Source organism: Anaerostipes sp., from assembly GCF_018381315.1.
Classification (GTDB): Bacteria; Bacillota; Clostridia; order Lachnospirales; family Lachnospiraceae; genus Anaerostipes.
In genome coordinates, this window is sequence record NZ_JAGZSD010000015.1 from 14,374 (window position 1) to 30,808 (window position 16,435).

The following is a 16,435-nucleotide window of genomic DNA, read 5'->3' on the forward strand; positions in this document are numbered from 1 at the left end:
TCATTCCAACCGATCAGATTTCCTGTTCTGGTTTCTGCTGCCCATAGTAAGCGTTTTCCCCATGCTTGCGGAAAAAATGCTTATCCTGTATGTCCTGCGGTGCAGGATTGATTCCTTCTTTTAAATGTTCCGCATGATATGCCATCTTAGCCACTTCCTCTAATACAACGGCATTATGTACCGCCTCTGCCGCATCTTTTCCCCATGTAAACGGCCCGTGGTTTGTGCAGAGAACTCCCGGCACATAGATGGGATTTCTATCCTTAAATGTCTCAACGATGACAAGCCCGGTGTTTTTTTCATATTCTTTTTCAATTTCTGCTTTTGTAAGCCCTCTTGCACACGGAATGTCTCCATAAAAGTAATCTGCATGGGTTGTTCCGTAGCACGGAATACTTCTTCCTGCCTGTGCCCACGATGCTGCCCATGGGGAATGAGTGTGAACCACTCCTCCGAGGTTCTCAAAAGCCTTGTATAATTCCAGATGGGTCGGTGTATCAGAAGAAGGGTTTAGCTCCCCTTCCACTTTATTGCCGTCAAGATCCACAACTACCATGTCCTCCGGTGTGAGTTTTTCATAGTCCACTCCGCTGGGTTTAATAACAAACATGCCGCTTTCCCGGTCAATCCCGCTGACATTACCCCAGGTATACGTCACAAGACCCTTTGCAGGCAGTTCCATATTAGCTTCATATACTTGTTTTTTTAATTCTTCTAACATATCATTTTACCCCACTTTTACATTTGTTTCAATGCATTTACTGCCGCGCGTTCTATCGGAAGTCCCTCTGTATACCTTTGAATAAATTCATCAAATCCTTTTACATCCTTTTCATCCGGTTCCATGCTGGTTCCTTCATTATCTGAAAATACTTTTTCATTCAAGTAATCATCCAAAGTCTCGCTGTCTTCTTTGTTCACCATATAGGATGCAAGCAGCGCAATTCCCCAGGCTCCGCCTTCTCCTGCCGTCTCCATAACGGACACCGGTGCGTTGACTGCAGCCGCCATAATTTTCTGTCCCACACCTTTTGTCTTAAACAGTCCGCCGTGTCCCAGCATCTTTTCAACCTGTACATTTTCCTGCTTCATCAAAATATCCAGCCCGGTTTTTAATACACCCAAAGCAGTAAACAGATGAACACGCATAAAGTTGGCCAAGTTAAATTTACTGTCAGGGCATCTTACAAACAGAGGCCTTCCTTCCTCAAATCCTGTGATATGCTCACCGGAAAAATAATTATATGCCAGAAGACCTCCGCAGTCCGGATCTCCCTCCAGAGCTTTGTTATAAAGAGTGCCGAAAAGCTGATTCATATCCACGTGATCTATTCCGAAGCTCTCTGCAAATTCTTTAAACAGATTGACCCATGCGTTCAGGTCAGACGTACAGTTATTGCAGTGAACCATGGCCACCGGACTTCCGGTCGGTGTAGTTACCAGATCAATCTCCGGATAAACCTTGGAAAGCTCCTTCTCCAGCACAATCATAGCAAATACACTTGTTCCGGCAGAAACATTTCCTGTCTTTACGGCCACACTGTTTGTGGCTGCCATACCTGTACCTGCATCTCCCTCAGGCGGACACATCGGAATCCCTGCATTAAGCTTTCCGCTGACATCCAGAAGCCTCGCCCCTTCTTCTGTTAAAATTCCCGCATGTTCTCCCGCCGTCAGGACTTCAGGAAGAATATCTTTTAACTTCCATGGATAACCTTTATCCGCAACAAGGGAATCAAACTTAGAAATCATATCACTGTTATAGTCTTTTGTATCACTGTCAATCGGGAACATACCGGAAGCTTCTCCTACCCCAAGCACTTTGTTGCCGCAGAGTTTCCAATGTACATATCCTGCCAGGGTTGTCAGATAGCCGATCTCTTTTACATGCTCTTCCTGTTTGAGAACAGCCTGATAAAGATGTGCAATGCTCCATCTTTGCGGAATATGATAATCAAATACCTGTGTAAGTTTCTCCGATGCTTCTTCTGTCATCGTATTCCGCCACGTCCGAAACGGCACCAGGAGTTCTCCTTTTTTATCAAATGCCATATATCCATGCATCATGGCACTGAACCCGATGGCACCAATCGTTGTAAGTTCCGTTCCATAACGGCTTTTCACATCTTCAGCCATTTTCTGATAGCTTTCCCTAAGGCCGGTCCAGACATCCTCTAAACTATAAGTCCAAATATTATTTTCAAGTCTGTTTTCCCAGTCATGACTTCCGGATGCGATGGGCTCATTGTTCTCCCCCACAAGAACTGCCTTGATCCTTGTAGATCCGAATTCAATTCCAAGAGCTGTTTTTCCGTTTTCGACTGCACTTTTTACACTGTTCATTTCCATTTGATTTCCTCCTGCCGCGGACCCGGAGGCCCTCAGAATTCTATCTGAAGGCTGCTTCGTTCCATCTTAATTCATTTTTAAAGTTACGGATGTCAGTATCGGCATCAATATAAACAGCCTCAATGCCCATAGCATCTGCCCAGTCTCCCATCTGTTCTGCACTAAGATCATAAGAGAATGCTGTGTGATGAGCCCCGCCTGCCAGTATCCAGGCTTCTGCTCCTACTGGAAGATTTGGTTTCGGAGTCCAAAACGCCGTTGCTACCGGAAGCTTCGGCATTGGCTGCTCAGTCTTTTTGCAGTCCACCTCATTGATAATCAGGCGGAATCTATGACCCAGATCAACTAAAGATGCAGCAACCGCCGGGCCCTCTTTTGCTGTAAACACAAGTCTTGCTGGGTCCTCTCTGTCTCCCATAGAAAGAGGATTTACTTTAATGCTGATTGGCCCGTCTGCGATACTCGGGCAGACTTCCAGCATATGTGCCTGAAGAATTCCTTCTTTTCCGGGCACAAAGTTATATGTATAATCTTCCATGAAAGAAGTTCCCTTGGCATCTTTTTTGCCGGCTGTCATAATCTTCATCAGACGCACCATCGCAGCAGTTTTCCAATCCCCCTCTGCTCCAAAACCATAGCCCTTCTGCATCAGCCTCTGGATCGCAAGCCCCGGAAGCTGTTTTAAAGATCCGAGATCACCGAAGTGTGTTACCACAGCCTGATAATCTTTTTCTGTCAGGAACTTTTCAAATCCAAGTTCTATTTCGGCCTGAACGGCAGCATGCTTTTTAAATTCTGCCGCATCTCTTCCCTCCAAAAGAATTTCATATTTGTCGTAATACTCTTCGACTAATGCTTCCGCATCACCTTTTGAAACTGACTCTACATACTCTGCGATCTCGTTGACCGGATATGCATCGATCTCCCAGCCAAATTTGATCTGGGCTTCCACCTTATCTCCCTCTGTAACCGCTACATTTCTCATATTGTCTGCCACACGTGCCACACGGATATGACTGCTCTCCATGATGCCCACTGCAGTTCTCATCCAGGAAGCGATCTCTTTTTTGACTCTTTCATCGTCCCAGAATCCTACGACAACTTTTCTCTCAATGCCCATGCGGGTAACAATATGACCGTATTCTCTGTCTCCGTGTGCGGACTGGTTTTCATTCATAAAATCCATATCTATAGTCTGATACGGTATCTCCTGATTAAACTGCGTATGCAGATGAAGCAGAGGTTTTCTGTATTCCTGAAGTCCTAAAATCCATGACTTGGCCGGTGAAAAAGTGTGCATCCATGTGATGACTCCCGCACAGTTTTCATCTGCATTTGCTTCATTAAAAGTTTTTCTGATTGATGCGTTATCAATCAGAGTTGGCTTCCATACGATTTCGTAGGGAAGAATTCCTGATTTATTTAAGGCTTCTGTAATAATTTTTGAATGCCGGGCTACATGAGAAAGACATTCTTCCCCATATAAGTCCTGTGATCCTGTTGCAAACCAAAATTGATATTTTTTTGTCTTCATCTTTTTACCTCCGTCTTGCGCCTGTCTTTGCACGAATTCCTGACAATAAGTTCAGGATCGATAACTCTGGTTACTTTTGATTTTTCTGGCGGTATTCCCTGTATCTGTTCCAGCAAAAGCTGCCCGGCCATTTCGCCCAATTTTTTCTGCGGATGGGCAATCGTTGTCAGCTTAATTACCCCAAGCTTTGCCAAAGCGGAGTTATCATAGCCGGTGACAGAAATGTCTTCCGGAATACTGATGCCCAATGCTTCCAGCTCATAGATAACCTCCAGTGCGATCTGGTCGTTATAGCAGACAACTGCATCCATTGAAAATCCTTCTTTTATCATTCTTCGGATTTCTGCTCTGGGCTTTGATGCCCGGTCTTCTGTGTGGAACCACACAACCGCATCCGGGTTATATGGTATCCCTGCTTCATTCAGTGCCTTTACATAACCCCTGTGGCGTTCCTTTCCCTGATAGTCATCTGCCTTAAAGATTCCAGCAATAAACCGGTGTCCTGTATCAATCAGATACTTTGTCAGCAAATATCCCCCCTGACAGTCATTCATTACAATATAAGGCTTATCCGTCATCTCCGAGTAAACTCCCTGGATGAATACATAAGGAATTTCATATTTATCCAATGTTTTGTACAGATTCGGGTGTTTGCAGAACAGCTCACTTTTGCTCGGCTCAATAATCAGTCCATCCACGTCTTTGGTCAGAATGTCTTCCAGACATTTCGTCTCATTGATACGGCTGTTCCCTGTTGTCTTAAACATCAGGCTGTATCCGTTTTCTGTCAGTATTTTATTAATGCCGCTTAATACCTGGGGGAAAATATAATCTGATATATATGTTGTGATAACAGCTATGTTTTTTGACTGCTTTTTGTGGACCGCGCGCTCCGTACAAAAAGTTCCTTTCCCGTGATAGGCAACGATATAGCCTTCCTCTTCCAGTATTGAAAGTGCTTTCCTTACTGTATGCCGGCTGATGGACAATTCCTTTGCCAGCTGATTTTCTGAAGGCATCCTGTCTCCCGGCTTATAAATTCCGGACAAGATGTCATTTTTCAGATCCTCCTTTAATTTAAAATATTTCATTGAACCTGCTTTATTAGCCATCCCTTTCCTCCCTGCAGAATTTATTCTAAAACTTGTACGGTCGTGCGCACAAGTTGTTTATATTGCATGACTTTCTATCTGTTTTTTCTTTTCATTTTTGTATAAGATTTCAGAACTCTTTATGCTATAATAGAATTCTAAGAAGGAGTAACATATGAATGGAGGAGACATTTATGAAACTGCTTTGTATCACCAAATGCCCGACCGGAATGGTCCAAACCTATGTTGCTGCTGAACAACTTGAAACGGCTGGCAAAGCCCTCGGTTACGATATCAGGACCGAAACGCACGGCGCACAGGGAATCGGAGGAGAATTCACTCCGGAACAGATTGATGAAGCCGACTATGTAGTCATCGCATCCAGTACGGAAGTCAGCAAGACTACCCGTTTCGGAAACAAGAAACTGCTTGTTGTTCCTCTTGAAGATGCCATCAGCAATGCCGAGTCAGTGCTCGGACGCGTTGCTGAAGAAGCTGAATCTTATGAAGAAGCAAAAAAACAGTTTTCTAAAATCCTGAAATAATGATTCAAAAAAAGGCAGTCTCAATGAGTGTATACTTATTGAGGCTGCCTTTTTTATTCCACAGAATCTTCAGTTTAGCCCGAATACTTGAGGTGTATTTTTCAATACTTAGAATTATTAGAGGACAAATTAATATATATTAGAGAAAAAATAGGGGAGAGCATATATTAATTTATTTTGATTCGGATAGAGTATAAATGATTCTATTTTTGTTTTCGGGCTAAATTGAGGATTCTGTGGTTTTTATGCTAAACAGCCAAGGTTTCTCCTTTCAATCCGCAAAAGGCACCCTCCACATGTGCTTCTCTATTTACGATAAGCCATCTGTTTTTTGCAAACAGTGTCCGGTCTTCTCTTTCCTCCGTCTTATATTCCAAAGGCTCATTGGTATGCTTCAGATTTACTGAAATCACTTTAAAGCTGTAACTGTTGACATTACACGGTGTACAGTGAAGTACCTCCGGGTTTATTTTTACCGCTGTTCCTTTTGGGACAAAAAACCCTTCCATATGTTTTGTATTGTAGACCTGGTTAAATTCCATATCCCTCTTCAAACCAAAAAACATGACACAGTCAGTTGCCACTATAAATACCTGGCAGGTCTTATGGTATTCAACCATATTAATTTTATGATTATGGCCCAGACACCAGCCCACCTGTATTTGTTTTCCTTTAAATATTTTTTCTTTTACTTCCTTAAAAACATGTCTGTGCTCAAGCTCCTTGGAAGATTCTGTTTCTCTGATGCTTTTATCAACTTGTATGCCTTTCATTAATTCTACAACTCCGGTAAAATCAATCCCTTTTATAATTTCTCCATACTTGCCGAATTGTTCATCAAACACATATTTCATTTTTATAACTCCTTATTTCTTCCTTGTGTTTCCTGTTACTTAGTATTCTACAAGGTTCAGAGATTTTTTCGACCTAATATCCTATGAACTTGTTTTAAAATCTTACGAATTTACTGTACAGCCCTTCCAAAAGTTTTTTATTTTTTGATTATGGTTGATTTTTTTTAGATCGAATAGGTAACAAGCATCATACAAGTAGACAACCTGCTTATTTCCCTGTACCTTGTGCAAAATTTCATTTTTTGGTTAATACAAAAAGAAGCCAGGCAGTTCATCATCTGCTCATGGCTTCTTTTCATGAAATAATTAATTTTTCCTCAACTAATACGAACTAAGGAAAGCATTAAGTTGATTACTTACAGTTTAATCGAATCTATAAATGTCTTCAATTCATTTTTTTACGAACTTCATTGAGAAATTTACGAATTTCAATTAATGAATGACATTTTTTATTTAAGCTTTAATGATTTGGAGGAAGAATAACTTCCATAAATATTCTTATCTGCTTTTTTGTATGCCCGGATCTTAAATGTATACTTTTTGCCTTTCTTAAGTTTCGTTTTTATATACTTCACAGTTGATCCTTTGGTGACTGTCTTCACTCTCTTATATTTACCATTTCCGGTTTTCATGTAAACTGCATATCCAGATGCTCCTTTTGTCTTCTTCCAGCTGACCCTGATTTTTGTTTTAGAAGCTTTCTTTACTTTCAGTCCTGCTGCTTTTGAAGGTGCTGAAGCCGTGTTAAATGTACTGCTGTAGCTTCCGAAATACTTTGTTCCGTCTGCAATGCTGTAAGCTCTTACTCTAAAGCTGTAAGGTGATGCTGCGGAAAGTTTTGTTACAGCTGCACTGGTTCCTTTTACATCTGCTTTCTTTACATATTTCTTGGTTTTACTGTCATATTTATATACTTCATACCCTGAAGCACCGGACACCTTATTCCATGAAAGCTTTAGGGAACTGGTTGTGTTAGCAGATGATTTGATTCCGGATACTTTTGCTACAGACGGCACTGACACAAGCCCGTCCACCGCTTTTTTCAGTGCATCCAACTGTGCGTTGACCTCTTCCTGCTCAGAGGCACTGTTTTTTAACACTGTCTCACTTGCTGAAATCTCTTTTAAGAGCTTCTGATAGCTGTTCGGGGTATAGTGCTCTTTTTTCAGTTTCTTTGCGATTCCCAAAACAGTATTCAATGCGGCAGTATCTTTCTGCTTTTTGATAATATAAACCGTATATGTTTTTTCTGTCTTGTGATCCTGCGCTACTGTTTTCAAATTTACAGCTGTAACTGCTTTATCAAGGCTGATGTTCCGTTCTGTACCGTCATCAATTAAAATATCATTTACGTAAACCAAACCGCTTTTCTTAGAAGGTGAAGCTTTCATCTTAACAGATGATGCAGAAGATGATGCATTTACAATCATTACATCTGAATCTTTATCAAAAGATGATTCAAAGTTTCCTCCGGTAAAAGACAAAGAATCTAATCTTGCATCTGTATCATATGTATCTTTATTTGTAGTATTTATTCCATATAATCCTCCTACAGGTGTTGTACCTATACCCATAAATTTTACATTGACTACTGGAACCTTATTTCCATTTTCGTCCTTTACAAACTCCCCGGTACTGTCTTTCTTATATTCCGGATTCTTTAAATATTTCTCAGGAATCTCATCTTTTTCTGTATAGAATACTTTGGTTCCTGCCTTATTATTAATGGTTTCTGTTTTAAATTTTTCTCCATTGATATAAATATCAAAAGTTCTGTCTTTATCATCAGTAATATAAGTACAGTTTAAATAATTCTTTTCTGCTTTTGGATCAATCTGCATATCATAAGAGAACCATCCGTTTTTCTGTGCATCCCGATATTGGCGTCCGTTATAGGAACCTACAGAGGAATCCTCGGATTTTTGCAGGTTCTTTTCAAACTCAGAGTTATTTTCATCAAAGTTTGTAAGTGAATCAACACTGATCTCCTGTTCTCTTAATGCTTGTTTCTTCTTCAAAATACGTTCCTGTGATGCCTTGGAATCTTCCTCTTCAAACGTCATATAAATGCCATAACGCTCTTTATGCTGCATATAGTGAGGAGTATATATTAAGTCACCGGAATCCGTATTTTTCAGTTTAAACTGTACCCTTCCATCTTTGCTGTCTTCTACTCTGACCAAGTTTTGTCTGACATTCTTTTTCCACTCATTTATAGTAGTGCCCTTTACTGTTATATTTGACTGAGCAGATGAATCTTTAGTAGCAACACGGACAAGTACTCCTGCATCCATCGCTGATCCTAAGTTATTGCTGCCAAGCCCTGCACTCAGTAAAACAGGACCATATTTAAATGATATAAAATTTTTATTGTCCTGAGTTTCAGAAATTGTCACTTCCATCGGGGTAATATATTCAATGCTGTCTCCGGCCTTAACATCAGATACAACTGCAAATCCTTCTTTTTTCATATCATCTGTCACTGCGACCGATTTTCCGTTCTTTGTCAATGTCACATCTTTTGCTGCCCAGTCCGGAATTCTTAATTTTAAGTTTGTATTGTCTTTTACATCTCCTCCGTCAAGTGCCTCCACTTTAAAGGACACTTTGTTACTGTTAGGCATGTTGGCTTTCTGTGTCAGCTTCAGATTTTGTGCTTTATAATTGTAAATGTTGCTGAAGAACATATTGACATATACATTTTCCTTTTCTGTGAAATACATCGTATCTCCCAGCTTAGAAAAGCTCTCCATTCCCGTTCCTGTACAGCACCAGAAGTGAGTGTACGGCTGACTGTATACTTTGCTGTATCCGGGTCCCATTGGCTGGAAATACATAGTCATTCCTGTCTCTGGATTTTGAGAAGAAAGAATAGCATTGATATAGGTATTCTCATAGTAATCCATATATTTCTTATTCTGTGTCACTCTGAACAGCTCTCTTGTAAGCTTGAGCATGTTGTAAGTGTTGCATGTCTCACAGGTACTTCCTCCGTCCCCATATCCTGTTCTCTCTTCTGCATCATAGTGCAGTCCGTCAGAAACATGGAAATGTTCTGCCTGACTGTTTCCTCCTGTCACATAAGTATGATGCTTTACTGTCATATCCCAAAAATTTTCTGCAGCCCTCAAATATTTCGGAAGTTCCTGTTTTTCTTTCTCTGTCAATTTTTCATAATAATCTTTATTCTGAGTCAGAACAGTATACCGTTTTAATGCACCTGTAAGCTTGGGTATTGTTGTATTGGCGTGTTTCCCGTCCAGTGTGTCCTTCCCTGCAGCCATATCATCAAAAAGGCTTGTCTCATCAAAATACTGGGCTGCGTCTTTTGCCTTTTCATTTCCCGTCAGATTATACAGTTCATACAAAGCTTCATTCATTCCGCCGTACTCTGTGTTGAGCATTTTATTTTTATCTGTCAGTTTGCCAAAACGGCTGTCCAGATATTCTCCAAAATTCTCTGCAACAGAAAGGGCCTTATCACTTATTTTTTTGTCATCTATATTTTTAGAAACATCAAGAAGTCCGGCCAGTATCTTATGAAGATTATAATACGGTACAAGTACATTGCTTGTCGAACTGGTTCCCGGATTTCCTCCGGCCGGCCCTGCAACTCCGTCTACACCTGTCAAAATGCTTTCCGGGAAGGAAGATACATACCCTGCACTGCCAGGGCGAAGCTTTGCATAATTATCCTGGCATTCTTTCAGTCCATTCACAGCATCTTTAATCTGTGTCATTAACTGTTCTTTTGTCTTTTCATCGCTGGTACCTCTGTATGCCTGAGAAAGAGCAGACATATAATGACCAAAGGCATGTCCTCTGAAATTCATTCCTGAACTTCTCTCCCATCCAGCATATCCCTCTGATGTAGGAGGTGTCAGCCCTGCTACTTTATAGGTTTCATAAAGAAACTTTTTAGAACTCATACTAAGCAGATAATCATTTTCCTTAGATGATGCATTTACCAGATAGTCATCGGAAAGCTGTATATTTTCCAGTCCGATATTTTTGATCTTTTCATCTGCTTCGGACTGAGAAGGTACCTTTACTTTTACCTCAAATGTCTTTTGCTCTGTTTCCCCTTCAAAATCAGCTTTTGCCGTCATTTTTACTGTTACATCCTGATCTACGGGAGGTGTTACCTGACCGTTGTCTGTGATTACTGCCGTATTGTCTGATTTCCATGTAATCACGGATCCTCTGCTTCCTTCAGTCGGAAGTTCAAGATTCTTTTTCGTCTCGGCAGGGATGCTGATGTCATCCAGATCACTTTTTGCAGCCGCTTTTTTGTCAAATACCTTTCCTCCGGCCTCATAAAGTGCTATCACCTCTGACTGATCAGCCACGTCATTATAAAGTTCCCACTCATCCAGCGCTGCCTTGATGTAAGAACCGTTATATTTTGATCCGTTGTATCCGATGGACTTTTCCATCTCTGCATCTGATCCGAGAATGCCTGTTGCTTTTGTACTTTCGGAGATATTATAATCGATTGTTGTTTTTTGTTTGATTCCATTCCGGTAGATATTTACCTTTTTTGTATCATGATCATAGGTAACTGCAATATGTGTCCACTGATCTGTTGGAAAGAACTCAGAACGTGTCCCCTTGACACTCACCTTGTATGGCTGCTTTCCTGTATCTGACGGCCCAATTGATAATGCCAGAGGCACACTGTTTCCTTCTGAGGACAGATACCATCCGTCACTGTCATAGGTTGTCTTATTCCAGGTAAAAGCCTGTTCTCCTGTCATTGTCTCGTTTGGTTTCATCCAGAAAGAGAGTGTCAGATTCTCCGGCTGCAAGTCTGTACTCTTTCCAAGATCAATTTTGGTATTTCCGTTTAATTTTAATGCTTTTCCCACAATTCCATCTATATACTCAGAATTACTTCCCTGAATTGTTCCGTTGTTTCCTTTTCCGCTGGAATCTGTAGTATTATCTTCAAACTTTAGATTAAGGACAGGGTTTTGCAGTGTCTCTGCACCTTGTTTTGCTGCCTGACTGGCATGGACATTTGTCAGTGCCGGCCCCGCTGAGGATGCCACAAAAGATGCCGCCATAGCCATGGCCATTGACTTGTAAAGTAATTTTTTCATAAATACCTCCTATTTTTATAATTTAAATTTAGTTTATCCTAATATAAGACTGTTTTTAATTCTTTTCCTTATGAAGTTAGTAGATAAATTTATGAACTTGTTTCCTTTTTTCTCATAAAGTTTGTTTTTATTTGATTTAATATTGTTTTTTTCCGGATACAATTCATGTTTGACTTGTATCCTGTCTTTTCTTTTTGCTATTTAATCTTATAGTTTTTTGAAGATGAATAACTTCCGTAAATAGTTTTGTCTGCTTTTTTGTAAGCTCGGATTTTGAATGTATATTTCTTTCCCTTTTTCAATTTTGTCTTTGTATATTTTACTGTACTTCCCTTGGTGATTGTCTTCACTCGCTTATACTTTCCGCTTCCTGTCTTCATATAAACAGCATAACCTGAAGCACCCTTTACTTTCTTCCAATTAAGTTTAATTTTTGTCTTAGAAGCTTTCCTGACCTTTAATCCGGTTACTTTTCCCGGAGCTGTAGCCGTCTTCAGTGCGGTATATGACCCATAATAAGAAATTCCTCCATCAATCTTCTTCACCCGAATTTTATAAGTATATGAAGTTCCCGATTTTAATTTTTTATCAGAATAGGATGCAGCAGAAGCACTTAATGTTTTGATCTTATTATATTTCTTTTTACTGCTGTTGTAGCGGTAAAGCTCATAAGAGGACACACCGGACGCTTTCTTCCAGCTGAGTTTTAAAGAAGTTGCCTTATTAGAAGAAGATTTTAAGGATGTTACCTTGGGTACCTGTACTGTTTTCAGTCCGTCCATGGATTTCTGAATGGCTGTTATATGTACTGCTGCCTGATTTTTTGTAAGGGAAGGATTCTTAGCAGCTTCCTTTGCTGACTTTAATGCATTTTGGAGCTGGTCATAACTTGCTTTTGTATAACCCTGCTGTTTAATTTTTTCTGCTGCCTGGATCACAATTTTTAACCCGCTGGTATAGGAGCTGTCCCCCTTAATTTCAAGGCCTGACAAAGCACTATAAAATGCTTCCTCAGCGGCTTTCTGATCTGCTTCTGACGGATAAGTGAGTGACTCCAATTTTGAGACAGCTGCCTGCAGTGCAGCATAGCTTTCTTCTGTATATTTATTGCTGTTCAGCTTTCTGACCCCGTCTGCCATTTCTTTTAATGTTTTAAGTTCGGTTTCATTCCGTACTTCTTTTTCTGTAAAAGCTCTGTTATATATTTTAATGTTATCAAAAGATCCATTAAAATATTTATCTCCGTCATAGAATGATTTTCCCAGGTAAGCCGATAAGTTTTCTCCTAATTCTGAAATGGTCATTTTTGTATTTTCATTTGTTCCTGTCAGAACATTATCTACATAGACCTGCATCTTCATTCCGTCAAAAACTATTTTTACATTCTGCCATTTTCCTTTTGTACTTTCCTCCAGATTCTGATCTACACCATTTTCCCCGCTCCAAGTATTTCTGGTGATTACACTTTTTACTTGTTTTCCGGCAAGTTTTAAAAACATATATTTCTGATTAGATTTTCCTAAACCAAAAGTAAAATAAGCTCCGGAATCCATCTCAGGCTTCACATCCATAGAAATGGTCATTTTATTTCTTCCCTCAAACAATTCCTTTGGAAGCTGTGCAAAGGTGCCGTCTGTCCCGTCCAGTTTCAGAACGTTGGAATTTATATCTGTATCTTTCTCTATTTTAGCGTTTGATTTTAATGTTATATCTTCCGCCCCATTTTCAAAATTATATTCCTTTATCGGTGCCTGTTTAGATTCGTCATTTTTTTCGTCTGCACCATCTCCCCATTTTTTCATAACTGCATTATATTCTTGACTGGTAATCTGTATTGGGGTGCCGTGTCTGGCTCTGCTGGGCATTTTATAAGAGTCTTCCGGCTTTGTGAATACTCCGCCTGACAGATTATCCGTCACAACAGGATAATATCCGCCTCCGCCGAAATTATCCAGAAGCAGGCACCACTTGTTCTGTCCTATAAATTTAAACATGGTAGGTCCCTCTACCCACTGGTTCGCGTTCAAAGAATCTGACGGAATATGCTCCCACTTTCCTCCAAGCAGTGTTTTGCTTCTCTCAATAAAGATTGTTTTTGTTTTGGCTCCCACTTCATTGTCAGTGCCTCCCTCATTTTTTGTATAACGATAGTACATTCCGTCCGCCTCATTGTATGTGATCGTTGTATCAATGCTTGACTGATCCTTGTCAATAAATACTTTTGGCTCAGTAAATGTATAAAAATCTCTTGTTTTGGAGTAATACAGCTTTTGCTTTCCGTAATTGTCATCAGAAGTTTTGGAAGCCCAGTACACAATATATTCTCCTGTCTTCTCATCATAAGTTGCCTCCGGAGCCCATGTACAACCTGCCTTGTCAGAGTTTACTTTTACCATCCTCATATCAGACCAGTTTACCAGATCCTCTGACTCCCATATCATTAATGACTTGCTTCCGTTACTCTGTGCTGCACCCCAGCCATTTCCTCCGTTGATCTTTAAATCAGTAGCGATCATATAAAATTTATCCCCTTCATGGGAACGGATAATATAAGGGTCACGGACACCTTTTTCCCCTTTGTCTGATGTCAGTACTGGTTTATTTTCGTTCAGATCAACCCAGTTCAAACCATCCCGGCTGGATGCAAAATAAATCTGTTCTCCGTCAGAATATCCTTCTCCTGCAAAATAAGTAAAGAAATATCCTTTCATATCAGATTCCGTCAGCTTCTTTGCCGCTTTCTTCACTGTGACGTTATAAGACTTTTCCGTACTCTTTCCGTTTCTTGTAAAAACTGCCGTTAATGTTACATTTTTATCTCCGTCAGCAGGTCTTTTTACCACTCCTGCAGGAATGGAATCATAATTATCATTTTTAACTTCTTTCGTGGAGATTACCGACTCATCAGATGATTTCCATGAAACCTTTGTACCATTAGAGGTTTCAGTTTTTAATGTAATATTTCCGCGGATATTATCTGCCTCCGGTATTTTTGCTTCTTCGTAATCTTTGGCCAATATTTCGTCTTCTGAATTATCTAATGCCTTATTTTGTGTCTCATTTGTCTTTACAATGTTTTTCACTGCTGCCTGTCTGGCTGATTCTCCTGCAAATACATTTTGTACCGGCATAGAACTGGATATCACTACAGCAGACATCATAACAGCTAAAACTTGACTTTTTTTCATATTTATATAATTCTCCTTTCCTATTTAGATCTGTCCTTCATCTTGTTCTAAAAGTATACCGCTGCCTCTGTCTCTGTTCGATTCTCTTTTTTACGGACTTACTTGAATAATTTACGGATTTGTTCACACAATGACCATAAATTTAATTTTCTTTGAATATTATGTTGTTTTTTTATTCAATATATAAAAAAGACCATACAAATACAGCACAAGAATTCATGTGTCTGTATCTGTATAGTCTGCGCTTCATTCAGAGAACCTATGCCTCACTCTGCCGTCTTTCATCCAATTCTCTTCTTATCGTCGGATAAATTTTATCAATTCCAAGGAACAGATACCAAATAATTAGTACAACTGCAGTAATGACCAGCGGAAGATATAAGAACAGTGATTTAATTGCAAAGATAGCAGATGCACTCTGTACTGCCGCTGTCCCGTCATATTTTCCTGCTGCCAGAATCCAGCCCAGGGCTGCGGTCCCAAGACCGGTTCCAATTTTCTGTCCAAAACTTGTTACACTGTAGGTCAGTCCTTCTTCACGGATGCCGTCTTTCCACTCACTGTAATCAACCACATCTCCGACAATGGCAAACAGGCAGGAATATAATGCTGCGTGTCCGATTCCCTGAAGTACCAGACCTGCATATAAAAACGACAGAGAAGTGGGCATTAATATTTCCAGAACAAGACCCACACCGTAAAAAGTAAAGCCTGCAAGAAGTGCCTTGATCTTTCCGAATTTCTTTGTAAATACAGGAATCAGAAGAATGGTCAGGATTGTCGGAATATAATTAAATAATGTCATTGTACTGTTTAAATATTCATTTCCAAGGACATATTTTGCATAGTAAATCCTGGATCCTGACGTCAGCCCTAAGGATACATAAATCACCGCAAAAGCTGCTGTAATCAGAATAAAATATTTATTCCGGCAAAGCACTTTGATAGTTTTCAGCGGATGTGACTTTTTCTTTTCACTCTTTTTATTCTGAACCGGCTGATACCGTTCTCTTGTTCCTGAAAATGTAATATAAAAAGTCAGCATAGCGAGTACCGCATAAATCACGCTGACCATAGTCCAGGCCTTTTGTCCTCCGCCAAGAAAATTGACCAGAGGAATCGTAACTACATTGATCAAAAGCTGTGCCACCATGGTAAACTGGAATCTGATAGAATTCATAATATTCCTGTCATGCTGTTCTGTAGTCACGAGGGAAAGCATTGTGTTGTAAGACAGATTTGATGCAGTAAAACAGACGGCGGCCAAAAAAATATAAACAGTCAAAAGATAGGCTGCTTTGCCGTTCAGTCCGATATTTGGCACAGAGAAAATCATAATCAGGCTGATTACAAGCGGAGGTGCACTCCAGAGTACCCATGGCCTTGCCTTTCCCCATTTTGTATTTGTCTTGTCTATGACAACTCCCATAAACAAATCCGATACTCCGTCAAACATACGCGCCACCAGCATAAGTGTACCGACCAGCCCCGCTCCGATTCCTGCCACATCAGTACAGTAAATTGTCAGAAATGACGCTACGGTTGTCCATACAAGATTCGCACCCACATCTCCGACACCATAGCAAAGTTTTTCTCTCAGTGATACGTGGGATGATACTGCTTCTTTCTGACTTCTCTCTGAAGCAATATTAATTCCGCCGGTAAGTTCAGCTGCTTCCATATTGATTTTCCTCCTGATTTCATAAGTTTCGTTTCTCTTTTCTTAACCTGTATTTTACAGGACAAAGACAAAACCTATAAGGCGAAAAAAC

At 40.1% G+C, this 16,435-nt stretch carries 9 protein-coding genes; 1 reads left to right on the plus strand and 8 read right to left on the minus strand.

The features are described 5' to 3' along the window. Positions 1-13 precede the first annotated feature (13 nt). From KH180_RS11625 to KH180_RS11640, 4 genes are read right to left on the minus strand one after another with little or no spacing between them, the layout of a single operon-like run. Positions 14-721, minus strand: coding sequence for an L-ribulose-5-phosphate 4-epimerase (locus KH180_RS11625; protein WP_290760435.1), 708 nt, complete (start codon positions 719-721; stop codon positions 14-16). Between the two features lie 17 nt (positions 722-738). Next, positions 739-2,349, minus strand: coding sequence for a xylulokinase (locus KH180_RS11630; RefSeq protein WP_290760438.1), 1,611 nt, complete (start codon positions 2,347-2,349; stop codon positions 739-741). Between the two features lie 40 nt (positions 2,350-2,389). Beyond that, positions 2,390-3,883 carry an L-arabinose isomerase gene (araA, locus tag KH180_RS11635; RefSeq protein WP_290760441.1) on the minus strand — a complete coding sequence of 498 codons (1,494 nt, stop codon included), beginning with the start codon at positions 3,881-3,883 and terminating at the stop codon, positions 2,390-2,392. Continuing rightward, positions 3,880-4,995: a GntR family transcriptional regulator gene (locus tag KH180_RS11640; RefSeq protein WP_290760444.1), complete on the minus strand. Its 1,116-nt coding sequence runs from the start codon at positions 4,993-4,995 to the stop codon at positions 3,880-3,882. The genes araA and KH180_RS11640 overlap by 4 nt, the downstream gene beginning before the upstream one ends. Before the next feature lie 158 nt (positions 4,996-5,153). Here KH180_RS11640 and KH180_RS11645 point away from each other — a divergent pair, with 158 nt between their 5' ends. Then, entirely contained in the window at positions 5,154-5,519 is a 366-nt protein-coding gene (locus KH180_RS11645) for a PTS fructose transporter subunit IIB (protein WP_290760447.1), read from the plus strand. Between the two features lie 248 nt (positions 5,520-5,767). Here KH180_RS11645 and KH180_RS11650 read toward each other — a convergent pair whose 3' ends face one another. From KH180_RS11650 to KH180_RS11665, 4 genes are all read right to left on the minus strand, one after another. Continuing rightward, positions 5,768-6,373: a DUF4867 family protein gene (locus KH180_RS11650; RefSeq protein ID WP_290760450.1), complete on the minus strand. Its 606-nt coding sequence runs from the start codon at positions 6,371-6,373 to the stop codon at positions 5,768-5,770. Between the two features lie 449 nt (positions 6,374-6,822). Further along, entirely contained in the window at positions 6,823-11,475 is a 4,653-nt protein-coding gene (locus KH180_RS11655; protein ID WP_290760452.1) for a beta-L-arabinofuranosidase domain-containing protein, read from the minus strand. A gap of 197 nt (positions 11,476-11,672) precedes the next feature. Beyond that, on the minus strand, positions 11,673-14,663 hold the full coding sequence (locus KH180_RS11660) for a LamG-like jellyroll fold domain-containing protein (protein ID WP_290760455.1): 2,991 nt from the start codon (positions 14,661-14,663) through the stop codon (positions 11,673-11,675). Between the two features lie 259 nt (positions 14,664-14,922). Further along, the gene (locus tag KH180_RS11665) at positions 14,923-16,344 is read right to left on the minus strand and encodes an MFS transporter (protein ID WP_290760457.1); all 1,422 of its coding nucleotides are present in this window, start codon (positions 16,342-16,344) and stop codon (positions 14,923-14,925) included. Between the last annotated feature and the right edge of the window lie 91 nt (positions 16,345-16,435).